Source organism: Ruegeria sp. HKCCD7251, assembly GCF_013031165.1.
Lineage (GTDB): Bacteria > Pseudomonadota > Alphaproteobacteria > Rhodobacterales > Rhodobacteraceae > Ruegeria.
The window spans coordinates 335,729-359,694 of sequence record NZ_WPZC01000004.1 but is presented as its reverse complement, the minus strand read 5'-3'; the positions used below and the strand labels follow the sequence as shown (position 1 = coordinate 359,694).

Annotated in this window: 24 protein-coding genes; 20 read left to right on the top strand and 4 right to left on the bottom strand. The window is 56.7% G+C overall.

Going from position 1 to position 23,966, the window contains the following annotated elements:
- The 13 genes from urtC to GOX75_RS13160 all read left to right on the top strand — a co-directional run bounded on the left by urtC (position 1) and on the right by GOX75_RS13160 (position 11,793).
- Positions 1-1,230, top strand: a complete 1,230-nt coding sequence (gene urtC / locus GOX75_RS13220; protein ID WP_171123783.1) for an urea ABC transporter permease subunit UrtC — start codon at positions 1-3, stop codon at positions 1,228-1,230.
- Positions 1,227-1,967, top strand: a complete 741-nt coding sequence (gene urtD / locus GOX75_RS13215; protein WP_171123781.1) for an urea ABC transporter ATP-binding protein UrtD — start codon at positions 1,227-1,229, stop codon at positions 1,965-1,967. Before urtC ends, urtD begins: the two co-directional genes overlap by 4 nt.
- 3 nt (positions 1,968-1,970) lie before the next feature.
- Positions 1,971-2,666: an urea ABC transporter ATP-binding subunit UrtE gene (gene urtE / locus GOX75_RS13210; RefSeq protein WP_171123779.1), complete on the top strand. Its 696-nt coding sequence runs from the start codon at positions 1,971-1,973 to the stop codon at positions 2,664-2,666.
- A gap of 283 nt (positions 2,667-2,949) precedes the next feature.
- Entirely contained in the window at positions 2,950-3,132 is a 183-nt protein-coding gene (locus GOX75_RS13205; RefSeq protein WP_174825836.1) for a Flp family type IVb pilin, read from the top strand.
- Between the two features lie 54 nt (positions 3,133-3,186).
- The gene (locus tag GOX75_RS13200; protein WP_174825837.1) at positions 3,187-3,369 is read left to right on the top strand and encodes a Flp family type IVb pilin; all 183 of its coding nucleotides are present in this window, start codon (positions 3,187-3,189) and stop codon (positions 3,367-3,369) included.
- Between the two features lie 165 nt (positions 3,370-3,534).
- Complete coding sequence (gene cpaB, locus GOX75_RS13195; protein WP_171123777.1) at positions 3,535-4,386, top strand: Flp pilus assembly protein CpaB; 852 nt, start codon at positions 3,535-3,537, stop codon at positions 4,384-4,386.
- Between the two features lie 27 nt (positions 4,387-4,413).
- The gene (locus GOX75_RS13190) at positions 4,414-5,973 is read left to right on the top strand and encodes a Tad domain-containing protein (RefSeq protein ID WP_171123775.1); all 1,560 of its coding nucleotides are present in this window, start codon (positions 4,414-4,416) and stop codon (positions 5,971-5,973) included.
- Positions 5,970-6,461 carry a TadE/TadG family type IV pilus assembly protein gene (locus tag GOX75_RS13185; RefSeq protein ID WP_171123772.1) on the top strand — a complete coding sequence of 164 codons (492 nt, stop codon included), beginning with the start codon at positions 5,970-5,972 and terminating at the stop codon, positions 6,459-6,461. Before GOX75_RS13190 ends, GOX75_RS13185 begins: the two co-directional genes overlap by 4 nt.
- Positions 6,458-7,096, top strand: coding sequence for a TadE/TadG family type IV pilus assembly protein (locus GOX75_RS13180; RefSeq protein WP_171123771.1), 639 nt, complete (start codon positions 6,458-6,460; stop codon positions 7,094-7,096). The genes GOX75_RS13185 and GOX75_RS13180 overlap by 4 nt, the downstream gene beginning before the upstream one ends.
- A gap of 11 nt (positions 7,097-7,107) precedes the next feature.
- Entirely contained in the window at positions 7,108-8,310 is a 1,203-nt protein-coding gene (locus GOX75_RS13175) for an AAA family ATPase (protein WP_171123769.1), read from the top strand.
- 49 nt (positions 8,311-8,359) lie between these two features.
- A complete protein-coding gene (locus GOX75_RS13170) occupies positions 8,360-9,757 on the top strand; it encodes a CpaF family protein (RefSeq protein ID WP_171123767.1) in 1,398 nt (465 codons plus the stop codon).
- A gap of 11 nt (positions 9,758-9,768) precedes the next feature.
- A complete protein-coding gene (locus tag GOX75_RS13165; RefSeq protein WP_171123765.1) occupies positions 9,769-10,797 on the top strand; it encodes a type II secretion system F family protein in 1,029 nt (342 codons plus the stop codon).
- A 12-nt stretch (positions 10,798-10,809) separates the two neighbouring features.
- Complete coding sequence (locus tag GOX75_RS13160) at positions 10,810-11,793, top strand: type II secretion system F family protein (RefSeq protein ID WP_171123763.1); 984 nt, start codon at positions 10,810-10,812, stop codon at positions 11,791-11,793.
- Between the two features lie 3 nt (positions 11,794-11,796).
- Here the strand turns inward: GOX75_RS13160 and GOX75_RS13155 are convergent, their stop codons facing one another.
- Together GOX75_RS13155 and GOX75_RS13150 are read right to left on the bottom strand one after the other, a co-directional pair.
- Positions 11,797-12,288, bottom strand: coding sequence for a prepilin peptidase (locus GOX75_RS13155; RefSeq protein ID WP_171123761.1), 492 nt, complete (start codon positions 12,286-12,288; stop codon positions 11,797-11,799).
- Positions 12,288-13,133, bottom strand: a complete 846-nt coding sequence (locus tag GOX75_RS13150; RefSeq protein WP_171123759.1) for a LuxR family transcriptional regulator — start codon at positions 13,131-13,133, stop codon at positions 12,288-12,290. Before GOX75_RS13150 ends, GOX75_RS13155 begins: the two co-directional genes overlap by 1 nt.
- 669 nt (positions 13,134-13,802) lie before the next feature.
- Between GOX75_RS13150 and GOX75_RS13145 the strand changes: the two genes are divergently transcribed.
- From GOX75_RS13145 to GOX75_RS13125, 5 genes are all read left to right on the top strand, one after another.
- Positions 13,803-15,149: a substrate-binding protein gene (locus tag GOX75_RS13145; RefSeq protein WP_171123757.1), complete on the top strand. Its 1,347-nt coding sequence runs from the start codon at positions 13,803-13,805 to the stop codon at positions 15,147-15,149.
- Positions 15,150-15,254: 105 nt separating this feature from the next.
- Positions 15,255-16,286: a branched-chain amino acid ABC transporter permease gene (locus tag GOX75_RS13140; protein ID WP_171123755.1), complete on the top strand. Its 1,032-nt coding sequence runs from the start codon at positions 15,255-15,257 to the stop codon at positions 16,284-16,286.
- A gap of 3 nt (positions 16,287-16,289) precedes the next feature.
- Complete coding sequence (locus tag GOX75_RS13135) at positions 16,290-17,495, top strand: branched-chain amino acid ABC transporter permease (RefSeq protein ID WP_171123753.1); 1,206 nt, start codon at positions 16,290-16,292, stop codon at positions 17,493-17,495.
- A 12-nt stretch (positions 17,496-17,507) separates the two neighbouring features.
- Positions 17,508-18,263 carry an ABC transporter ATP-binding protein gene (locus GOX75_RS13130; protein ID WP_171123751.1) on the top strand — a complete coding sequence of 252 codons (756 nt, stop codon included), beginning with the start codon at positions 17,508-17,510 and terminating at the stop codon, positions 18,261-18,263.
- A gap of 9 nt (positions 18,264-18,272) precedes the next feature.
- Positions 18,273-19,028, top strand: a complete 756-nt coding sequence (locus GOX75_RS13125) for an ABC transporter ATP-binding protein (protein WP_171123749.1) — start codon at positions 18,273-18,275, stop codon at positions 19,026-19,028.
- A gap of 269 nt (positions 19,029-19,297) precedes the next feature.
- Here GOX75_RS13125 and gph read toward each other — a convergent pair whose 3' ends face one another.
- A complete protein-coding gene (gph, locus tag GOX75_RS13120; protein ID WP_171123747.1) occupies positions 19,298-19,975 on the bottom strand; it encodes a phosphoglycolate phosphatase in 678 nt (225 codons plus the stop codon).
- A 220-nt stretch (positions 19,976-20,195) separates the two neighbouring features.
- Between gph and hemP the strand changes: the two genes are divergently transcribed.
- The gene (gene hemP / locus GOX75_RS13115; RefSeq protein ID WP_171123745.1) at positions 20,196-20,363 is read left to right on the top strand and encodes a hemin uptake protein HemP; all 168 of its coding nucleotides are present in this window, start codon (positions 20,196-20,198) and stop codon (positions 20,361-20,363) included.
- On the top strand, positions 20,360-20,836 hold the full coding sequence (locus GOX75_RS13110; RefSeq protein ID WP_171123743.1) for a hypothetical protein: 477 nt from the start codon (positions 20,360-20,362) through the stop codon (positions 20,834-20,836). Before hemP ends, GOX75_RS13110 begins: the two co-directional genes overlap by 4 nt.
- A gap of 52 nt (positions 20,837-20,888) precedes the next feature.
- Here GOX75_RS13110 and GOX75_RS13105 read toward each other — a convergent pair whose 3' ends face one another.
- A complete protein-coding gene (locus GOX75_RS13105; RefSeq protein WP_171123741.1) occupies positions 20,889-23,954 on the bottom strand; it encodes an aminotransferase class III-fold pyridoxal phosphate-dependent enzyme in 3,066 nt (1,021 codons plus the stop codon).
- Positions 23,955-23,966: the final 12 nt, after the last annotated feature.

Genomic DNA, 23,966 nt, shown 5'->3' with positions numbered 1-23,966 from the left:
ATGGAACGCAGCTTTGTCGCAAAGAATCCCTCGGTGCTGGTCTTTCTAGCTATCCTGTCCCTGTTCACTTTGGGCGTCACTGTCCTGTCCGAAGGGTTCGGGATCGGCGTGATCTCGACCAGTTTCGTCAAGACACTAGGCAAGACCCTGTGCCTGTGCCTGATCGCCGTGGCGATGGATCTGGTCTGGGGCTTTACCGGGATCCTTTCACTGGGCCATTTCGCCTTTTTCGGACTGGGCGGTTACATGATCGGCATGTGGCTGATGTACGAACGCACCCGCCTGATCGTGGTCGAGTCTCTGTCGCAGGCCGATATCCCTCCGACTTCCACTGAAGTCGTGGACGCCATCGGTACGCAAATCTTCGGCGTCGTCGGATCGTCTGAATTCCCGCTGATCTGGGCCTTCTCAGATAGCCTGTTTCTGCAACTGGCACTGGTCGTGCTGGTGCCGGGCCTGCTGGCGCTGATCTTTGGCTGGCTGGCGTTTCGCAGCCGGGTGACGGGAGTCTACCTGTCGATCCTGACTCAAGCCATGACTTTGGCACTGGCGCTGTACCTGTTCCAGAATGACAGCGGTTTGCGTGGTAATAATGGCCTGTCGGGCTTGCAGAACCTGCCCGGCGTCACTGCCTCGCAAGACGTGGTGTCGATCTGGTTCCTCTGGGCCTCGGCGCTGGCCCTTGGGCTGGGATACATGCTGGCGGCATGGGTCGTATCGGGCAAGTTCGGCTCGGTAATCCGCGGCATCCGGGATAACGAGGCGCGGGTGCGGTTCCTTGGCTATTCGGTCGAGGTTTACAAACTGGCCGTGTTCACCCTGACCGCCTGTATCGCGGCCATCGCGGGCGCGCTCTACTACCCGCAGGCGGGCATCATCAACCCCGAGGAGATGGCCCCCATCGCCTCGATCTATCTGGCCGTCTGGGTCGCCATCGGTGGGCGCGGGCGTCTGTACGGCGCAGTCATCGGGGCGGCTTTCGTCAGCCTGCTCAGCACATGGTTCACCGGCGGGCAGGCGCCGGATATCCCGCTGGGGTTCTACACGATCAAATGGGTCGACTGGTGGCAGGTGCTGCTGGGCGTGTCCTTTGTGCTGGTCACGCTGTTCGCTCCGCAAGGGATCGGGGGGTTGTTCGACCTCAGGACCAACCGTCGCGCGCCACAGCGCCACGGCGCGGCCCTTGGGCCTGATGAAAGCGCATTGCGCGAAAAGGAGGCCACGGAATGAGCACTCTGCTAGAGGTCAGCGGCGTTTCTGTCACTTTCGACGGGTTCCGTGCCATCAACAACCTGTCCTTTCAGATCGGCAACGCGGAACTGCGTGCCGTGATCGGTCCGAACGGGGCGGGCAAAACCACCTTCATGGATATCGTCACCGGCAAGACCCGCCCTGACGAGGGCCGCGTGATCTGGGGCGAGAAATCCGTGTCCCTGCTGCGCATGAGCGAGGCAAAAATCGCGCAGGCGGGGATCGGGCGGAAGTTCCAGAAACCCACCGTGTTCGAAGATCAGACGGTGCAGGAAAACCTGCTGATGGCGTTGAAGAACAAACGCGGGTGGTTGGGCGTGCTGTTCTATCGCCCTTCAACGGTTGATCTGGACAAGGTCGAAGAACTGGCCGCCGAGATCGGCTTGAAAGATGAACTGACCCGCAAATCCGGCGAACTCAGCCACGGACAGAAGCAATGGCTTGAGATCGGCATGCTTCTGGCGCAGGAACCGCGCCTGCTGCTGGTCGATGAGCCCGCTGCCGGGATGACGCCGCAGGAACGTGAGCATACTACCGACCTGCTGGTGCAGGCCGCGAAAACCCGTGCCGTGGTGGTGGTGGAACACGATATGGAATTTGTGCGCCGTTTGAACTGCAAGGTCACGGTCCTGCACGAAGGCGCGGTTCTGGCCGAGGGGTCTTTGGACCACGTGACATCAAATCAGGACGTCATCGACGTCTATCTGGGGCGCTAGGCGATGCTGACACTTAACGATCTGACCCTGCATTACGGGCATTCGCAAATTTTGAACGGCATCTCGATGCAGGCTGCACAAGGCGAGGTGACCTGCGTGATGGGCACCAATGGTGTTGGCAAGACCAGCCTGATCAAGGCGATCTCGGGGACGCACCCACGATCCGGCGGGCAAATGGTGCTGAACGGAGAGGAGCTGGGCATCCTGCCTGCGCATCGCATGGCATGGAAAGGTGTGGCGTATGTCCCTCAAGGCCGAGAGATTTTCCCATTGCTGACCGTGCGTGAGAACCTGGAGACCGGATTCGCCTGCCTTCCAAAAACCGAACATCACATTCCCGATGAAATTTTCGAGCTGTTCCCAGTGCTCAGACAGATGCAGAATCGCCGGGGGGGTGATCTGTCCGGTGGGCAACAGCAGCAACTGGCAATCGCACGCGCTTTGATCACCAAACCAAAGCTGCTGCTGCTGGATGAGCCGACCGAAGGCATTCAGCCAAATATCATCCAACAGATTGGAGAAGTCATTCGCCACCTTCGCTCCAAAGGTGAAATGGCAATTGTGTTGGTCGAACAGTATTTTGACTTTGCTTATGACCTTGCTGACCGCTTTGTCGTGCTGAGGCGTGGTGAAATCCTGATGAAGGGCAGCAGGCAGGATCTGTCGCGCGAGCAAGTCCTCCAGGGTGTAACTGTCTAAACTAAATAGATTTTATTATTCTGCCCCGCCTTGCGTATGGGAGGCGGGTTTTTCTGTGATCGCATTAAAGATTCCTTAAGAATCATGGCGCGACTCACCTGACGAGGGCCGAATTTAGGACACAAATCTGCCCCAAACGAAAAAAAATTCCCGTTATACGGGAAAACTTTTGCGTTTGTGGGGAGGTTTGGCAGCTTTCCGCTTGGTATCGATTTGTTAACGGGGATGTCTGCCTCGTGAGTGCGGATTTCGCACGTTGTTAAAACAGTCTGGAGTAAAAGTTATGTCGAATTCCATTCGCAAAATTTTCCTGAAACTGCGCAAAGACGAGCGCGGCGCGACCTTGGTCGAATACGGTGTTGCACTGCTGGTTGCGATTATCGCCGGTGGCACATTCCTTACGTCCCTGGCGACCCAAACGAACTCGAACTTTAGCGACGCTACTTCGTCGATCCAAACTCGCTAAGTCGCGTTGGTTTGTGCGTCTTTCGCACTCTAACAATAATCTGGAGAAAAAATCATGTCGGAATCTATTCGCAAGATTTTCCTGAAACTCCGTAAAGACGAGCGTGGGGCCACTTTGGTGGAATACGGAGTCGCTCTGTTGGTTGCAATTATCGCTGGTGGTACATTCCTAACCAGTTTGGCGAGCGAAACGAACTCTAACTACACTGACGCCACAACAGCCGCCGCGACGCGCTGATTCAGGGCGACATGAGTTCTTTGAATAGCTAACTCCCCGCAGGCTCTTGTGGGGGGTAGCACCCAACTTAATCAGTAGCGTCAGTTTGATTACCGTTTTGTAAAGTTACACAGCAATTCGCCCAAATCTGACTGCCAAAGCCGACTTCGGAAATTGGAGGGCAAAATGCGAGTTAAATCATTTTTGATGACAGTCTTCGGGGTCGCCCTGGCGGGGGGCGCGGTATTCTGGGCCCAAGACCAGCTTGAAAGAAATCAGGCAGCCGCTGTCGATAACACCATCGTTCGCGTAGTTGCCGTGGCAGATAACATTGCCTTCGGTAGCCCGATCGAAAGATACAAGCTTACAACGATTGAATGGCCGGCCGACTCTGTTCCGCCGGGCGTGTTCACAAATTTCGACGACGTCGTACCCGCTCAGGGAGGAGAGCCGCGCCGCGCGAAACGTGCCCTGGCGCAGGGAGAGCTTCTGTTGGCATCCAAAGTCTCGGGATTTGGCGAAAAAGTCACGATTGTTCAGACAATTGGTGAAGGCAACCGCGCGATGGCGATTAACGTCAACGCGCAGACCGGCGTTGGTGGCTTCGTCACCCCCGGCGATTTTGTCGACATCGTTCTGACCCGTGGCAGCGATGATACCCTGCGTGCGCTGACCATCCTGCAAAACATCCGGGTTATTGGTGTTGACCAGAAAACCGATGAGGAACTGGACCAGCCAGGAATTGCCCGCACCGTAACGGTCGAGGTGACACCGGATGAAAGCCAACGCCTGGCGCTGGCGCAGAAAGCCGGTCAGCTGAGCCTGTCCCTGCGGTCGCTGGATGAGCTTGACGACAAGCCGCTGGAAACCGTGCGCCTGAGCGACATCCTGCTTGAAAAGTCACCGGTTGATGACGGCACGCCGCAGCCTGTGGTCAAGGTACGCCGCGGTATTACCGATGTCCAAGAGGTTCCGGTCGTAAACAACACTACAGAAGAAGAGACACCTGTCACTGATACGTCCAGCACCGTGAACTAAGGCGCGTCGAGTTTGTTCGGAGGGTTAATGATGTTCTCGTTACGTACTTTCAGGAAAGAAGAAGACGGAACCATCCTGGTCTTTGCGGCCCTATGTCTGGCCATGATCATCGGATTTGCCGCTCTGACCTTTGACCTTGGACGTATGGCGTCGACGCAAACTGACCTTCAGGCCTATGCCGACCACGTCGCCTTGGCCGCCGCCGGAGAGCTGGACGGAAACCCCGACTCAATCACTCGTGCCACAAATGCGGCGGGTGCGATGATCGTGGATAAACAGTTCTTCGCCGACGGTGACAAAACCCTGGATTCGGCAGCGGATTTCTCGCTCCGTTTCCTGACGGGTTTGCCCACCCCGGCAGCAGATCCTGACGACGATGATGCCGTAGACAGCTTTGTCACGACCGACCCGGCTTTGGCTGTCATGGTTGAAGTGACAGCGACCCCAAGAACTGTATTCATCCCGTTTGCTCGTGCGCTGGCATCTTTGGTGGGTGCAGCGACCCCCAACGAACAGGTCGATGCCCAGGCGATCGCAGGGTACACGTCTTACGCCTGTGACGTGACACCTCTGATGTTCTGCATCCCGCCTAACTGGTCGGCCAGCGACCCTGCGATTGTGGGGACGACGATCAAACTGCGTACCGGTGGGAACAATTCAGCTTGGGGTCCCGGTAACTTTGGTTTCCTTGATCCGACGGATTATGGAATCAACCCGCTGGGGCCCTGCAACGGGCTGACCGGGGCCAATCTTTACATTTGCCTGATCGCGGCAGAGGGCAACATAGGGCGTTGCGTTGCGCAGCGCGGTGTTGACACCGAACCCGGTCAAAGAAACGGGATTGGCAGCGCGATCTATAATTCCCGCTTCGATTATTTCTCAGGCACGATGAATAATCTGAAGAACAACCCCGACTATGCACCAGCGCCGAATGTAATCTCGGGTTGGAACCGCTCGGGCAATAGCAACGGCAACGGCACTGGCCCGAATTGCATAAACGGCCAGCCAGAAGTTTCGCTGGATACGCTTCCTTTGCCGCCAGATGATTGTTTCGTGGACGACTCCTGTAGTTTCCCCGGCGGTGGCGGTCGATTTGGTGACGGGGATTGGAGTGATGGCCGATCTGATTACCTGACCCAGAACTATGGCGTGGGCCTGGACCCGGACAACGAACTGCCAGCGCATTCGCAAACAACGAAGGTCAACGCGCTGAACGCAATGCCTGCATCGACCACGCGCTACCAGATGTATCTGGAGGAAATTGACCAGTTCGGCAGCGGCGATATCTTGGAACAACGCCAAGAGAACGGCCGCCCCCAATGTAACGCGCCTGCCACGTCAACTGATCCCGACCGCCGGACCTTTATTCTTGCTGCCGTCGACTGCGCCGCAAACAACGTACAGGGACGTGCAGAAGACGTCACGGTGAAAGAATACGTAAAAGGCTTCCTGATCCAGCCATTGGCGAACACCAACGGTACAGACTTTGACATCTTCCTGGAAGTTGTCAGCCAGGTCGGTGGTGACGGTCTGGGCGGTAACGAAGACGACGGAATCTTCCGCGACGTCGTGAGGTTGTACCGGTGAAACGTCTGATTGCTCATATCACGCGGCTCAAGTGCTGTGAGTCAGGCGCGCCTATGGTCGAATTTGCCATCATCCTTCCGGTTCTGCTGCTGTTCATCGCAGTTATTATCGAAGGCGGCCGGATCACCTGGATCCATCAGGCGACGGCAGGTGGTGTACGGGATGCGTCCCGCATGATTGCCCGCATTGCCCCGCTTGACTTGTGTAATGCCGGAACCGTCGGGACCTATGACTCGCTTGCGACCACTATCGTCACCAACCAGTTGGGTGGCTCGTCGATCATGCCGGGTGGGACGACTGTCGTGGATGTCACCCCGACCTGTATCCCCCGTGTGGGAACCTATCGGGTCAACCCGGCGTCTATCGTCGAAGTTACGGCCGAGGTTGAGATTGACTTTATCTTTGGTGGAATATTTGGCTGGTTCGGCAACTCGCTGACATCCATTACCACCGTGATTTCGGATCAAAGCAGGGTGTACGGCGTATGAGACAACTAGCCCATATCGCAAGGTTGCTTGGCCGTCAGGACCGTGGCGCGGCATTGGTCGAATTGGCCATCGTCATTCCAATATTCCTGTTCCTGATTTTTGGCGTCATCGACTACGGTCGCCTGTATTGGTCAACAACGGCTGCGCAGAAAGCGATGCATACCGCCGCGAGACTGGCAACCGTTGGTCCGCCTCAATGTGGCGCGCTGCCTGCGTCGCATGACCTGTCTGGAACTGCGCCGGGTGACACACGATTTGGCGCGTTGTGCCGCAGCGGGAATATCTGTGCGGTCCCCAACCTTCCGGCTCCGTGCACGTTGGACACGTCGACGGCCTATGGCGCGCGTATCTGGGACGAGATCGGCCCGTTGCTTCCGCCTGGAACGACGGCAGCCAATGTTCAGTTCACTTATTCGCATGACTCTCGGCTTGGATTCCTCGGTGGACCCTATACGCCGGTTGTCACAGCAGATCTCATTAATGTCGACTTCAATTTCGTGATGCCACTGGCAGGACTGGCTGCCTTGGCAGGTGGAGGCCCTGCGGTCACGTCCAATACCCCAAACAGTATTTCCCTTCCCGCCATGAGCACTTCGGTTCCTGCCGAAGACCTGGCTGTCGGGGCGGTAGAGTAAGGAGAAAGATAATGAGTGCTAAGCAGATTTCAGTATTGTTAATTTCGCCTGACGAACAAATCTATTCGGCGATCGAAGGATCCCTGGCCAGTCAGGATAACTGCACGTTCACCGGTCAGAAGGACACGGTCGAGGGTGCCAACGGATCGGCCGTCTCGCTGACCGCGCTGCATGATGTTGTGCTTTTCGACGTGGACGAGAATTCGGACGCCATGCTTGAGACCGCGCAATCCATCTGCGATGCCCGGATGCCGAACGCAATCATTATCGCTCTGGCCCCTGAAGACCTGCCGCTTGAAAAGGCGCGTCAGCTCACGAAGCTGGGCGTAGATGATGTTCTGCCCCGTAAGGCGATTAACGAAGAAATCGTTCCTCAGGTAGACGCAATCCGTGCCCGCCGCCAGGCTCAGTTGCCCGCTGTTTGGGGCGGTCAGGCGACTCTTGGCAAGGTCATTGCCGTAGCGAAGTCCCGAGGCGGGGTAGGGTCTTCGCTTGTTGCCGCGAATATGGCCAACGAACTGCAGTGCAAGGAAGGTTTTTTCAAGAAAAAGGCCGCGAACGACGTCGCCGTCGTCGATCTTGATTTCCAGTTCGGGTCCATCGCGGCCCTGATGGACGTCGAAGAAAGTGACGCGATGTGGCGGATGGCTATGGAAGAAAGCATCCCTGACAATGCGTTTCTGGAACAGGCCATGGTGAAAGCGCCCTGTGGCGTAGACGTTCTGGCTGCGCCGTCGCGCTATGGGCCGTTGTCTGCGATCAAGGAAGAGCAAATCTCGGCCATTCTTGATAGCCTGCGGCGCACCCATGACTACGTCGTCGTGGATTTGCCTCGTGCTCTGGTAGAGTGGATCACACCTGTTCTTGCTCAGGCAGACCGGTTGTACCTGGTCACGGACGTCGCGGTTCCATCGGTTCGGTCCGCCCGTAAACTGATGGACTTCTATCAAGCCGAAAATCCGGCGATTGATATTCAGCTTGTCGCCAGCCTTGAGAAAAAGCCGCTGTTCCCCGCCGCGCACCATCGGGCAGCGTCGAAATTGCTGGAAAAAGACTTTGCCTATTGGGTGCCCAAGGACGATCGCACAGTGCGTGAATCCGTTGATCGCGGCATCCCGCTGCAGGAGGTCTCAAACCGGGCACCTGCGACGCGCGCCATCAAGAAGCTGGCAGATGAAACCCGTATCGCAATGCCGCCTCGTGTCGGTAAGTGATCGGTCGCCATCTGTAGACGTGAATTAACAAGTAATAAGGGTTTGGAATATGTTTCGTGAATTTGACAGAACAGGTCGCACATCTTCTGGCGCAGCCAAGATTGTGGCTTTGGACACGAAGCAGGTTGCCGACAACCTGTCCGATTTTGCAGCATTTGATGCCGAGAAAAAAGCGAACCAGCAAGCAATGGAGCTGGAGCGCATTGATCTGAAGGCGCGGATGCACAACTCGTTGCTGGATAAGCTGAATCTGGCCGTCATCGACAAGGTCGAAGAAGAAACGCTTCGCGGCGAGATTGGGAAACACGCAACGGAACTTCTTCGTGCCGAAGGTCGCGCGATGCGCAGCGAAGAGGTCAAGCAACTGGTCGAGGAGCTGATGCATGAGGTTCTGGGGCTTGGTCCTCTTGAACCGCTGCTGGCCGATCCGACGATCAACGATATCCTGGTCAACGGGCATGAACAGATTTTCGTGGAACGTGCCGGTATTCTTGAAAAAACGTCGGCCCGGTTCCGTGATGAACGTCACCTGCTTAGAATTATCGACAAAATCGTCAGCCGCGTGGGTCGCCGTATTGACGAACGCCAGCCCTGGGTGGACGCGCGTCTGGAGGATGGCAGCCGGGTCAATGCGATCATCCGCCCCTGTGCGCTGGACGGCCCGGCGCTGTCAATTCGGAAGTTTGCACGCGTTCCGCTGACGATGCAGCGTCTTGTTCAGAACGAAGCCCTGAATGACAGTGCTGCGGCCTTGTTGCGCGGGCTGGTCGAAGCCAAGATGAACGTCTTGATCTCGGGCGGTACCGGTTCGGGTAAGACAACCATGCTGAACGCTCTGTCATCTTATATTGGTGCCCGTGAACGTATTGTAACGATCGAAGACGCCGCGGAACTGCAACTGCAGCAGGAACACGTCCTGCGCATGGAAACTCGCCCGGCAGGTCTGGACGGAACTGGTGCGGTGGCGCAGCGTGATCTGGTTCGCAACGCGCTTCGGATGCGTCCCGACCGTATCGTGGTGGGCGAGGTTCGCGGCTCGGAAGCCTTTGACATGCTGCAAGCGATGAACACAGGTCACGACGGCTCGATGACCACAGTTCACGCCAACACGCCCCGAGACGCTTTGGCGCGGGTCGAGCAGATGGTTCAGATGGGTGGGATGGAGCTGCCGCACACGGCGATCCGGTCAACCATCGCGTCGGCCATCAACTTTGTGCTGCAGCTGAACCGTATGTCTGACGGCACCCGTCGTGTAACGTCCATTGCCGAAGTTACCGGTATGGAAGCAGACGTCGTGACCATGCAGGACATCTTTGTCTTCAAGCGTCAAGGCAAGGACGAAAACGGCAAGGTACTGGGTAAGTTCGTTGCAACCGGCATTCGCCCCAAATCCAGCGATGTTTTGGCCGCGGCCGGCGTGGACTTGTCTTCGGTCCAATTCAACTAAGGAGGTCGGCTATGTTTGAGCAAATTCGGGCTTTCGTTGCAGACATCGACATCAACGCCATTTTAGGCCCAGAGTTGGAAGTGGCCGGGTTTGACGCCCAGTTGGTTATGGCACTGGCCATTTTCCTGGGTGCGCTTATTGCCTTTGAAGGAATACGGCAGTTTCTGAAGCGCGGTGAAAACCGCGAAGAGGCGATCAATCGTCGCGTTCAGATGTTGAACCAGGGTTCAACCGGAGAAGACGTTCTGAACCTGCTGAAACCGCAGGAAGCCAGACCGCTGCTGCGGAAGTTTCCTTTTGTCGGCGATTTGCCTGCCGCGCTCAAGGCGTCTGGTTTGAACATGGTTCCGGAAGTTTTTCTGATGGCCTGCGTCGCAGCGTTCCTGATTTGTGCGATCGGCGGGTCGATGGTGGCTAACCCTCTGCAGGTGGTCTCAATCTCAGCTCTGGTCTTTCTGATCGGACCGCTTCTCGCCTTGGGTGCTACGCTTCGTCAGCGTAAAGCCGCATTGATCAAGCAACTGCCCGATGCACTGGACCTGATGTCGCGCGGTTTGAAAGTGGGTCACCCTCTGAACGCAACCTTGCAAAGCGTCGCCGAAGAAATGCCGGATCCCATCGGAACAGAATTTGGCCTTGTCGTTGACCAAGTAGCCTTTGGTGAAGAATTGACGACAGCTATGAAGGCTATGGCGGACCGTGTTGACGAAGAAGACGTTCAATACCTCGCCGTTGCGCTGATGATGCAGCACGGCACGGGCGGTGATCTTGCGGGTATTCTTAGGACATTGTCCCGTGTGATCCGCGCGCGCATGTCTCTGCGCCGCAAGATCAAGGCGATTTCGGCCGAAGGACGGATGACCGCCTATATCCTTTCGTCCATTCCGGTTCTGATCGCGGTATTCATGACGATTATTACGCCCTCATATTATGGCGATGTAATGGACGCTCCGGCATTTTGGCCGGCAATGAGCGTTATTGCGGTGGCAGTCGTTCTCAATGCCTTCGTGATGTTCAAGCTCGTGAATTTCCGGATATAAGGAGCATTTACGATGGAATTTATTAGTTCACTTTTGGATGGTGGCTGGGGTACTCAGGCCTTGATCCTTGGCCTTGTTGCTGTTGGTGCCATTATTGCTTTTCTGGGAATTTCGTCATCGCTAAGCGAACGCTCTACAGCGGCCGAGCGTATGATGCCGAGCCGTCAGCGCCAAAACCTGGCCCGTACAATAACCAATGACCTCGAAGACGAGGCTCCGGTAGGGTTGAGCGCGGCCTTGATCCCAAGCGATGCCAGTGAACGCTTCGAAGTTGGGCAGGTTCTGGCGAAATCGGGCTTTCGCGGAAAGAATGCGATTGCGGGATATTACTTCTTGCGGTTGATGTTGGCCACGTCTCTGCCTTTGCTGTTCATCCTGTTGCTGAACTGGCAGCCCGCCAACAGTATCGGCAATTCCATCGGCAAATACATGTCCAGCTTGGACCTGTTGGAAATCATCCGTAATGTCGCCATTTTGTGCGCGATTGGTTTCTTTGGCCCCCAGTACTGGATGAACGCGCGCATAAAAGAGCGTAAGCGGCTCATGGAAAATGCCTTTCCCAACATGCTGGATCTTCTTCAGATCGGCGTCGAAGCAGGAATGGGCTTTGATCAGGCCCTTCTGAAGGTCGCTGTGGAAATGCAGCTGGTTTCGCCCGAAATGTCCGAAGAAATCTTGATTGCGCTCAGTGAAATTCAGGCCGGTCGCGACCGTGACACAGCGCTCATGCGCATGGCCCGTCGCACCGGTATCGAAGAGATGAGTTCCTTCGTAAGCGTTGTCCTTCAGTCGACAAGATTCGGTGTGCCGCTTGCGGCAGCACTGAACACATACGCCGAAGAGATGCGCGAGTTGCGCGAATTGCGGGCGCAGGAAATGGCGAACAAACTGCCGGTGAAAATGTCGGGTGTGATGGCCTTCCTGATGCTGCCAGCAATCGCTGGCCTAATCCTGACGCCGATCTTTATCCGCTATGCTGAAACGTTCGGGAACTGATCGTTAACCGGTCAGTTCCGCGACTGATATGGCGATCAGGACCAATCCTGCCGACCCGATTGCGATGCCCATTGGAAACTCACGTGATTGGGCGGTCGACTTGAAAAGAGGGGAAGTATCGCGCGCAAGACGGCGGAACAAGGCCATACCAACCAGACCGACCGCCATCGCAGCAGCAAACAAGAACAGGTAGTTCGGTATCTGGGTCGAAGGAACAGCAAGAAAGACGATGGGTAGCATCTTGGCGTCCCCCCCGCCAAGCCAGTTGATGGCAAACAGACCGAAACAGATCACAAAGCACGCCCCCGCGATCAGCAAGCGCAAAAGAAGCTCGTTCCATGCCAGAAAGGGTGCGGCAGCCACAAACAGGATCAGGCCCACAATGCAGTAGGTATTTGGAATCCGAAGTTGGGTGAAATCCGTCCAGGCCATTGCGACGAACAGCGGTGCGAACAGCCACAATGCCAGCCAATTTTGCCAGTCGGTGTCTGGCATCAAGCCCTTGCCTGATGCTGCTTTCCGTGCAGTGCTTCGCGTTCTTCGACTGAAACCAAACGTCTTGCCAGCATGTGAAAGTTATCCAGACCTGTTTTCGAATAGATATGCTTCAGATGCGTTCTAACAGTTGCTGGCCCAATTCCAAGCTCTGTGCCGATCCCTTGTGGAGAAATGCCGCGCGAAACCAGCGCGCATACGCGCCATTCAGCGCGGGTCAACCCAGCCGGGTTTCCTGTGCTTAGGATTGGAGTGTCCGTTGTGCTTTTCCGAATTGTCGACACTGTTTGGCGCGACAAAGCTTCGGTGACCAAACCCGGTCGACGGCTTTGGTAGGTTTCTGAAAGCTGCGGAGCGATCTGTTCAATGGCTTCCTTGAAACCAGGTTCGGGGGTTTGCCCGAAATGCAGCTCCAGAAAGTCGATCTCGCCCCCTTGGTGATCCAGGCAGACAAACAGAATGTCCTTAATCTTGCGATGAGTTACCCAATCGACAAGGACGGGTGACAAATCGCTGGGATCTTCACCATCCTCACGCAAGCTGAAAACAGAGGCCCGTTTCGGCATGTTGCGGAAAGGGCCCAATGCATCGTTGGCAAAGGACAAGAACAGCGGACGGCTGACGGCCGGATCACGCGTGTCCGCACGGGCGGCAACGCGATGCGCCCCCTTGTTGAGCCAGAGCCGGCTAATCACGCCGCAATCTGCACCGAAGGCTTCAACAATGCCTTTCAGCGCGGCGTCCAATACCAGACCACCCTGGCTCCAGTGAATGAAATTTATGATGGCTCTTGCGTGAAGCGTGTTAGGCAGCCACACTCCGCGATGAGCTTTCCCCCCATTCATGTCACACCGTTCCGTTACTCGTAAAAAATTACAGGTTAATGATTTATAAAGTCTTTTCACTTTTACCGATTCTACTCGGCCTACCAGAAATATCACTTGAAAATGAACCGAAAATTAATTTTTAACTAATTCGAGGGTATCGCTTGGAAGTTGTGACTAATTAGTCGCCGTTGCGACGACAATGCGTCTTTTCACCTTTCACTGTGTCTGGGATTGGGCCGGAAAGCAGAGGCAATTCCAGCCGTTTTGTGCTGGTGTCAGAAGAGTCTTTGAGTCGGGTTGATGGCCGTCGACTGCCATATCAGAGCGATGTTACGCATGTGGGTTTATGCGAGGCATTCGGTCTGTAAGTTTCAACCTGGTACTTCGTGGAGGGGTATTACAGTAAGTATGGACTCATGGTTTGCAGAAATATCGGGATGGGCCTGAATGCCGAGGGTGAGCATTTTTACTATTTAATTGAATGAAAATAGAGTCTAACGATCACTGGTGTCAAAACAGTTACAAAATATTCTTGTTTCTGTGTATTTGTTTACATAAGATTCCTTCGAAATTAATGGGTTGTTGTGAATTTTTCAGAAGCGCCTCCATACTTACTGCACGCAGAAATGCGATTTCGTCCGATGGAAGAGGAGCCAGAGGGCGGAAAATGGGAAATGGGAGGAATTAATGACCAATAAATCTGTCACACGCCGCGGCGTGCTGAAGTCCGGTGCCGTTGCGGGAACCGGTCTGGCCCTGCCTACGATCTTTACCGCTTCGTCGGCTGCTGCCTACACCAACGAACCGACAGGGTCCTCTGTCACTTTGGGATTCAACGTCCCACAAACAGGTCCTTACGCCGAAGAAGGTAATGACGAGTTGCTCGCGCAGCAACTGGCGGTTGAGCATCTGAACGGCGAAGGCGACGGAGGCTGTTTGAACACGTTTTCGTCCAAGGCCCTGAAGGGGAACGGTATCCTTGGCAAGAAGGTCGAGTTCGTCACCGGCGATACGCAGACCAAGTCGGACGCCGCACGCGCATCGGCCAAGTCGATGATCGAAAAAGACGGCGCGGTGATGATCAATGGCGGTTCGTCCTCGGGCGTGGCCGTTGCGGTTCAGGGCCTGTGCCAGGAAGCGGGCGTGATCTTTATGGCGGGTCTGACCCATGCCAATGACACCACCGGCAAGGACAAGAAGGCCAACGGCTTCCGCCACTTCTTCAACGCCTATATGTCAGGTGCAGCCCTTGCACCGGTGCTGGCGGCAGAGATGGGCAACGAGCGCCGCGCCTATCACCTGACGGCTGACTACAACTGGGGCTGGACCCAGGAAGAGTCGATCGTCGCTTCGACCGAAGCTCTGGGATGGGAAACGGTCAACACGGTGAAAACACCACTCGCGTCGACAGACTTCTCGTCCTATATCGCTCCGGTTCTGAACTCGGGCGCGGACGTGCTGGTTCTGAACCACTACGGCGGCAACATGGTGAACTCGCTGACCAACGCGATCCAGTTCGGCCTGCTCGACAAGGTTGCCAACGGCAAGGACTTCAAGATCGTCGTGCCGCTTTATTCCGAACTGATGGCCGCCGGTGCGGGCGAGAACATCAAGGGCGTTCTGGGTTCGATGAACTGGAACTGGCAGTTGCAGGATGAAGGCACCAAGGCCTTCGTGAAGTCCTTTGGCGAGAAGTATGGCAAACCGCCATCAAACTCGGCCCAGACTTGCTATGCGCAGACCCTGCTTTATGCGGATGCCTGTGAGCGTGCGGGGACCTTCAATCCCTGCGGTGTTGTCGAAGCTCTGGAAGATTTCGAGTTCGACGGCTTGGGCAACGGCCCGACCTGGTATCGCGGTGCCGACCACCAGTGCTTCAAAGACGTGCTGGTTGTGCGGGGTAATGAAAACCCGACCAACGCGTATGACACGCTGGAAATCGTTGAGATCACGCCACGTGCGCAGGTCGAATACGATCCCGAGCACCCAATGTTCGCCGGTGGCGAACTGGGTCAGTGCAACCCGGGCGCATAACCTGAGGTAATGGTCTGGCTGCCTGACGGCGGCCAGACATTTTCGGCAGGCATGATGGCCTGCTAAGCCACTCAATCTACGCTGACCAATCTCGAGGTGGGGCCAATGGACGCCATCCTATTGCAAATTCTGAACGGTCTGGACAAAGGGTCGGCCTATGCGCTTATCGCGCTGGGGCTGACGCTGATTTTCGGAACGCTAGGGGTTGTGAACTTTGCGCACGGGGCGCTGTTCATGATCGGGGCTTTCTGCGCCGTTACCCTGCAAAAGCTCATGAACCTGAGCTTCGTAACCCTTGACGAAACCCAGACCGATTTTCTGGGTAATCCGCTGAAAGTGGAAACCCCCTATGTTCAGGCGTGGTTCGGGCCCGAGGTCGGAGCGACCATCATCGACTGGTCCGTTCCCCTGGCGATCCTGTTTGCGATCCCGATCATGCTGTTGGTCGGATACGTGATGGAGCGTGGTCTGATCAAACATTTCTACAAGCGCCCTCATGCAGACCAGATCCTGGTGACCTTTGGCCTTGCCATCGTTCTGCAAGAGATCGTCAAGTATTTCTTCGGTGCCAACCCGATCCAGACCCCGCCACCTGACGCGCTGAGCGGTTCGGTTGATCTGGGCACCATGATCGGCTTCGATCCGAACGCGATCATCTACCCGATCTGGCGTCTGGTCTATTTCGGATTTGCCGTAGCCATCATTGGCGCTGTGTTCTCATTCCTGCAATTCACGACCTTTGGTATGGTCGTTCGGGCGGGCATGGCGGATCGCGAAACCGTGGGTTTGCTGGGCATCAATATTGACCGTCGCTTTACCATCATGTTCGGCATCGCCGCCGCGGTGGCAGGATTGGCTGGTGTGATGTACGGGCCGCTTAACCCGCCGAATTATCACATGGGTATGGATTTCCTTGTGCTCAGCTTCGTTGTGGTTGTTGTGGGCGGCATGGGATCGCTGCCCGGAGCGGTGCTGGCCGGGTTCCTGTTGGGCATTCTTGAAAGCTTTGCCTCGACTACTTGGGCCACGACCACGATACCGGGCATCAACCAGATCATCATCTACCTTGTCGCCATTATCGTGCTGCTGACGCGACCGCGCGGTCTGATGGGGCGCAAAGGCGTGATGGAGGAATAATCAATGTTGGGACTGAACAAAAAAGACACCAGCCTGCTGATCATCGTCGGCATCCTGACGCTGCTGGCCCCCTTCATCCTGAACCCATTCCCGTCGGACAGCGCCATGGCGCAGTTCAACGCGGGCTACCCTGACCTGATGCAGCGTTTTGTGATCTTTGGCATTTTTGCCATTGGCTTCAACATCCTGTTTGGCCTGACCGGGTATCTGTCCTTTGGCCACGCGGCCTTTCTGGGCGTGGGATCCTATTCGGCCGTTTGGATGTTCAAACTGCTCAGCTATAATGTCATTCCGGCCATCGCGCTGAGTGTCGTCGTCGCCGGGTTGTTCTCGCTTCTGATTGGCTTTGTCAGCCTGCGGCGTTCGGGTATCTACTTCTCGATCCTGACGTTGGCCTTTGCACAGATGAGCTTTGCTCTGGCCTATTCGGTGCTGTCGAACCCCAAGTTCAACCTGACCAATGGTGAAACCGGCCTTCAGGTCTATGCGGATGATCCGCAAATTCTGCAGGGCGCCAATGCGCCGGACCTGCCGCATTTGTTCGGCCTGCCCATGCGGGCGACCTATACGCTGGATGTGGGCGCCTGGAGCTTTGACTTCAACGCAGGTTACTACCTGTGTGCAATTGTCATGATGGTGGTGTTCTATCTGGCAATCCGCATCTTCCGTTCGCCCTTTGGCATGATGCTGCGGGCGGTAAAGTCAAACCAGCAGCGGATGAACTATACCGGTCTGAACTCCAAGCCATATACATTGGCGGCCTTTGTGATCTCGGGCATGTATGCTGGTCTGGCCGGTGGCCTGATGGCTGCGATGGACCCGCTGGCCGGGGCGGAACGGATGCAGTGGACAGCCTCGGGCGAGGTTGTTCTGATGACCATCCTTGGTGGTACCGGTACGCTGATCGGCCCGGTTCTGGGCGCGGGCTTCATCAAGTATTTCGAGAACATCTTCTCGAAGATCAACGACAACGTCCTGCACAGTTGGTTCGCTTTCCTGCCTGACGGTCTGGAAGACGCCGTTGTGTTCCTAATCCACCCGTTCATCGGAAAAGGCTGGCACCTGACCCTGGGTATCCTGTTCATGCTTGTCGTTATCTATCTGCCGGGTGGCCTTGTAGAAGGTGGGCAGCGCCTGATGAAATGGTTCAAGCGCAAAAAATCAGGCACCGACGATGCACCGTCGGGCAAGACTGAGCCAGCGGAATAAAGGAGGGCGATCATGGCAATTCTGCGAGTAAAAGACGTCAGTAAACGCTTTGGTGGCCTCAAGGCGCTGACGGATGTGAACCTGAACGTCGAGGAAAACTCGGTTCACGCCATCATCGGGCCAAACGGTGCGGGCAAGTCGACGCTGCTGAACTGTCTGGTGGGCAAGCTGATGCCGGATACCGGGTCGGTTCTGTTCGACAACAACTCGGTCCTGGGGCTTGAACCGTACCAGATCAATCAGATGGGCATCAGTCGCGTTTTCCAGACGCCCGAGATCTTTGGCGAATTGACGGTGATGGAGAACATGCTGATCCCGATCTTTGCCATGCGGGATGGTGCGTTTCGGATGCACGCCTATGAAACGATTGCCAATGAGAAGGACATCGTCGAACAGGCCGAAGCCATGCTGGAAGAGATGAACATGGCCGACAAACGCGAGATGCACGCCGCATCCTTGTCACGCGGAGATAAACGGCGGCTTGAGATCGGCATGTGCCTCAGCCAGAACCCGCGTCTGCTGCTGCTGGATGAACCCACGGCGGGCATGGCGCGGGCCGATACGAACAACACGATCGACCTGCTGAAACAGATCAAGGATGAACGCGATATCACCATCGCCATCATCGAACACGATATGCATGTGGTCTTCAGTCTGGCCGAGCGGATCACCGTTCTGGCGCAGGGGACGCCACTGGTCGAGGACACTCCGGAGAATATTCGCGGTAACCCCAAGGTCCGCGAAGCCTATCTGGGCGAGGCTGCGTAAGGAAAAGCTATGAACGAGAAACCTGACTTTTCAAAAAACGCGAATATGGCCACCACCGCGCCTGCCTTCCTGTCGGTGTGGGACATGCATTCCTACTATGGCGAAAGCTACATCGTGCAAGGTGTCAGCTTTAACGTGCATGAGGGCGAGATTTTGGCTCTGCTCGGCCGGAACGGGGCGGGCAAGACCTCGACCCTGCGCTCGATTGCGCGGGTGGGTGAGCCTGACGTGCGCCATGGCGAAATCTGGCTGGATCATCAACCGCTGCACAACATGACCAGCTACGAAGCGGCGGCCGCGGGGCTGGGTCTGGTGCCCGAGGACCGGCGGATCATCCCCGGCCTCACGGTCGAGGAAAATCTGCAACTGGCCCAGATCGCGCCTCCGATCGGGTGGTCACTAGAGCGGCTTTACGAGTTGTTCCCCCGTCTGGGTGAGCGCCGCAAGCAAGAGGGCGTGACCCTGTCGGGTGGTGAGCAGCAGATGCTGTCGATCGCGCGGGCCCTGGCCCGCGACATCAAGGTACTGTTGCTGGACGAGCCTTACGAGGGGTTGGCTCCGGTGATCGTGGATGAGATCGAAAAGACGCTGGTCCACGTCAAACAGCAAGGCATGACAACGATCATCGTCGAACAGAACGCTGTGCGAGCGTTGGAACTGGCGGATCGAGCTATCATTCTGGATACGGGCAGCATCGTTTTTGACGGCACCGCCAGCGAGGTGCTTGAGAACTCCCAACTGCGCGAAGAGTATCTGGCCATCTGACACAGGCCGAACGGCAAAATTGTTCAGTTCTGTTATGGCGGGATGGGTTTTCCATTCCGCCATTTTTCTATTGGCGAAACGGCTGCTTCCTACGAAATTTTCGTTTAAAAGTTGCGAACTAACAGGAGGTTAAAGGGGACTACGGGAAACCCCCTATATCTTGCCCCAGCGTAAGTGGTTAACACGGGCTTATCCAAGGAATAACCGCGGACATTACCACTTTTCCCCTGAGGGGCTGGCGACTTACCCCCTATGCTGGCCCCTCGCTTTCACGAGGTCGGTTGGCCCATCTCGTCCAGCACGTCGACTACAAGCGCGGCCAATTCACTGGCGTGGTCGTAGGCGCGCGAATGTGGAATTTCCGAAATTGGTGTTTTTCGATACCCTTCCGTAAACAATAGGAACGGCACCTTTGCCCGCTGCGCTGTTTCGGCGTCAACTTCACTGTCGCCGACATAGAGGCGCGGACCAGCGGACGTAACAGCATCAAAGCTTGCGTTCAAATGGGCAGGGTCCGGCTTGCGGACCAGCAGCGTATCTCCTCCGAACACGGTGTCAAAATGATGATCCAGCTTAAGTGCGCTTAGAATGTGTCGGGCAGGGGCCTCGGGTTTGTTGGTGCATACGCCAAGGACGCACCCCATTTCTTGCAGTTCTGCCAGGGCTTCGGCAACGCCGGGATAAGGAACGGTCCGGTCGCTGGAGGCCGCATTGTAGTATGCCAGCGTTTTTTGCGTCAGGTCCGCGTGGTGCGCTAAGGGAAGACCGCAGTGCAGGATCACCCGTTCGACCAGTTTCGGAAGGCCGTTACCGACAAACTGTTTGATCGTGTCCTGTGGCAAGGGCGCTGTGTCGGTGTCCTGCAGCATCTTGTTCGCCGCGGCAGCGATGTCGGGGATGCTGTCGACAAGCGTGCCGTCAAGGTCGAACATGATTGTTGCGGTCATCGAAAAATCCCCCATTTGATCGTCGCGAGACACCTATCTCCAACCGGAGCGCCTTGCAATTGAGGAAGGTCGATTAAGCATCCGATTATGCCTCTTGACATACCTGAGTAAATTTATCAGATTATCGGCAAGTCAGTCAGCAAACCCGGAACCGGGCCAGCCAGAAACTTGAATTGCGAACACAATCGGCCAAGCGCCAAGATATTCTGGAGTTGCCCTAATGAATATGCAGACACCAAACCCCGCTCAGTCCTACGCTGTGTCCATGTTGCCTTCGCACAAGGCCGAAGATCTGACCAAGGGAGGCAATCTTGCGTATATCGAACTGGGTGATCAGCTCTATACGTTGCGCATCACTCGCGCCGGTAAGTTGATCTTGACAAAATGAGCAGTCAAACGTCGCGCGGCGGGGCACCCGTCGGTCGCTTGGCAGATTTAAGCCCGATCGAGGCCGGTGCCGTAATGTACCTGCGTTTATGGAGCGATTGCGGCCAGTCACGTGCGGATGCGGCCAGTGATTTTCAGATCGCGTTGGGCGCGGATGTGGGACACGCGGCCATGATGACATTGGACAGGTTGTGTTCCCTATGCGCCCATCATGGACGTCGGCCCCTGATCCGGCATGGGTTGGGATGCTCGTGCCTGGGTGCGGATGAAAACTGTTTTGCCCAGATGATCGCCTCGGCCTCCGAAGGGGCGCGCGAGGACGCCATGATGATGGCATCGCTAATTGTGCGGGCGGATTTTGCCCCGGCTTTGGCTTCGCTATCCGAAGAACTGGGGCTGGCGCTGCGACGTATGACGTCAGCGGTCCCCATGCCGACGACTGGCCACCAACCCCCAGCGACCGTGCTGCACTAAGTGGCGGGCGCGTTAGACCCCGGCACGCTCCTCGCGCCGGGGTTTTTCTGGCTCAACAGCAGCCGCATCCGGCGTGGTGGTGATCATGGTCGCAGGCCGGGGCAGGGGCATAGTCGCCGACCTCGGTCAGCACATCGCGCAGCGCCCACAGGATCATGTCGACGTCATCCGCCTCGATCGTCAGGGGCGGGCGGATTTTCAGGATGTTGTCCTTGGGCCCTTCGCTGCCGATCAGGATGCGGTGATCGCGCATCCGGTTCTTGACGTATTTGCAGATCTCGGTGCCCTCGGACCCGTTGGGGTTGATCAATTCGACCCCCAGAAACAGGCCCATGCCCCGCACGTCGCCGACACAGGCAAAATCACCCTCAATCGCGCGCAGCTCGTTCATCAGCCGCGCGCCCATCACGCGGGCGTTGTCCTGCAACCCCTCATCATCGACGATGTCCAACACCTCTTTCCCGATCCGGCAGGACAAGGTTGATCCACCGAAGGTCGAGAAGAACTCGATCCCGTTGTCAAAGCTTTGCGCGATTTCCCTGGTCGTGACCAACACACCCAGAGGGTGCCCGTTGCCGATGGGTTTGCCCATGACCACAATATCGGGCAGCGCGCCCTGATGCTCGAAGCCAAAGTAATACTCACCCAGACGGCCCAGCCCGGTCTGCACCTCGTCGGCGATACACACCCCTCCGGCGGCGCGGATTTTTTCATAGACTGCGGGCAGATAACCCTTGGGCGGGATGATCTGACCCCCGACCGAAGGGAACGTCTCGGCGATGAAACCGGCAACGCCGTGCCCTTTGTCCTGCAAAGCGGCAATCGCAGGGTCCACTAAATCCGCGAACTTTGTAGCGCGGCCGGGATCGTCGCGCTTGAATGATCCGCGATAATCGTCGGCCACTTCGACCAGTTCGACCCAATCCGCCTGACCCACGCCGCCGGGCTTGTTGAACTTGTAGGCCGAGATCGCAACCGCCGCATTCGTATTGCCGTGATAACCGTGATCCGGCGTCACGATCCCCTTGGCCCCGGTATGCGCGCGCGCCAGCCGCAGGGCCAGTTCATTGGCCTCGGTGCCGGAATTGACGAAAAAACAGACCTCAAAGTGATCGGGCAGTTTCGACAGCACCTTGTCTGCAAAAGCGGTCTGTGCCGGGTGCAGATAGCGGGTGTTCGAGTTCATCCTCCGCAACTGATCCGCCGCCACCGCCTGAATTCGCGGATGTGCGTGGCCCACATGGGGGACGTTGTTATAGGCGTCCAGGTAAGGGCGCCCCCATTCATCGAACAGGTGGTGTTTCCACCCGCGCACCAGCATCACCGGGTCGTCATACGTCAGGCTGAGATTGCCGCCAAAGTGCTCGTGCCGCCCCTTCAGGATCGCCTGTTTGTCTGTCGGGCGATAGAACACCTTGTCATCGGGCAGGTTCAACAGGGCTGCGGGGTTCGGGCAAACCGCGTGCCACAGCTCCATCTCATCGGGATCACCAACACCTGGCCAATCATTCTGCATTCCGTCCGTGGTCATCGCCAGCTGGAAATGCACATGTGGGGCCCAGCCGCCGTTCTGGCTGGCATCCCCCAGACGCGCGAATGCCGCGCCCTGAGCTACGGGATCACCAGGTTTCAGTCGCTCGCACACCTCGGGGTCCAGATGACCATAGAGCGTATAGAACGCATCCCCCTCGGGCGTTTCATGATGCAGGATCACCACACCGCCGTAGTCCAGATGGGCGTCACGGTTCTCGACCGCCTCAACACGTCCGCTTAACGGTGCGTGTAGCAAGGTGCCCACCGGGGCAAACACATCCACGGCCAGATGTACCGTTCGCCGATCTGACGCTTTCCACGGCCCCTTGCGGAATCCCGGCTCGGCATAGATCAGGCGCGGCTCGTTGTAATAACCCAGCCACGGGCCCTCACCATACTCCTCGCCCACGCGCGCGGCCTCGGCCAAAGGCATGTCGAAAGGATTCTGCGGCCAGACACAGTTTTCCACCGACAAAGACCCCATCGGCACATCGGTCAAGTCTTGCCTGAACATTGGGGCAAACTGTCCGCGATGCTCATGCAGATAGGTAAGGACATGCTCGGCGCCGTCGGTGACAGGCAGCCCGCAGGCCACACGCAACCGCGCAGACATCAGGCCACCATTCATCGCCTTGTTCTCCAGGAACCGCCACGCCGGGGCCTGACTGATCGTAACATACGGATCATCAGGGTTTTCAGCCGCCATCAAGGTCGAGTTCACAACCGATACCGCCAGCCGCATCCGTAACAAAGACCAGATCAGGTCAACCTCTTCCGGACGCAAACGATTGGCCGCGTGATACCCGCGCACCAAAGCGGCCAGCGCATGTTCTGGTCTGGGGTGATCCAGAACGATATACGCCCCGGCAATCGCCAGATCGCACACGCGGGGGGCGGCACACATGTCGCCCAAATCTATCAGCCCGGATACGCTTTGGCGCTGACCCAGATCGCCTTCGACCAGAATGTTGTAATCATTGGCGTCGTTGTGGATCGCCTGTTTCGGCAACGTGGCAAGCGCAGCTGAGGTCGCTGTAAATTCGGCGCAAATCTCTGTCAAAAGCACCCGCTGCGCGGTGTCCGTAATCGCGTCCAACTTTTCCAAAATCCAGCCGGCCTGCGTCAGGTCCCACTTGAAGCTGGCCCGGTTCAACCCGCTATGCGAAAACCCTTCCAATGCGCGATCTGTTGCCCCCAATACGCGCCCCAGCCTGAGTATCAGGTCTTCGGATTTAGGCGCGGCCTTGGCGTAACATTGCCCCGGAAGGCGTTCCAGCAGCCACGCTAGACGCGGCGCACCTTCCTGATCTTCAATTTGTGGCAGTACCACACCTTCAAGATCTTGTATCACCTTCGGAAAGGGCAATCCCGGCGCAACGTGCGCGATGTGATCCAAAGCTTTGACCTGAAGGTCCACGAGTTCCTGCTCACATCCGGCGCGCATGACTTTGAGCACATAGTCCTGACCATTTGTCGCCTGCACCAGAAAGTTAAGGTCGTATTCGCCATCCAAACGGGTCAGTCGCGCATCCAGAACCCAATGCTGGCGCAATGCGCCTGTCCAGAAACCAATCAAGTCGCTCATTCGAATTCCTGT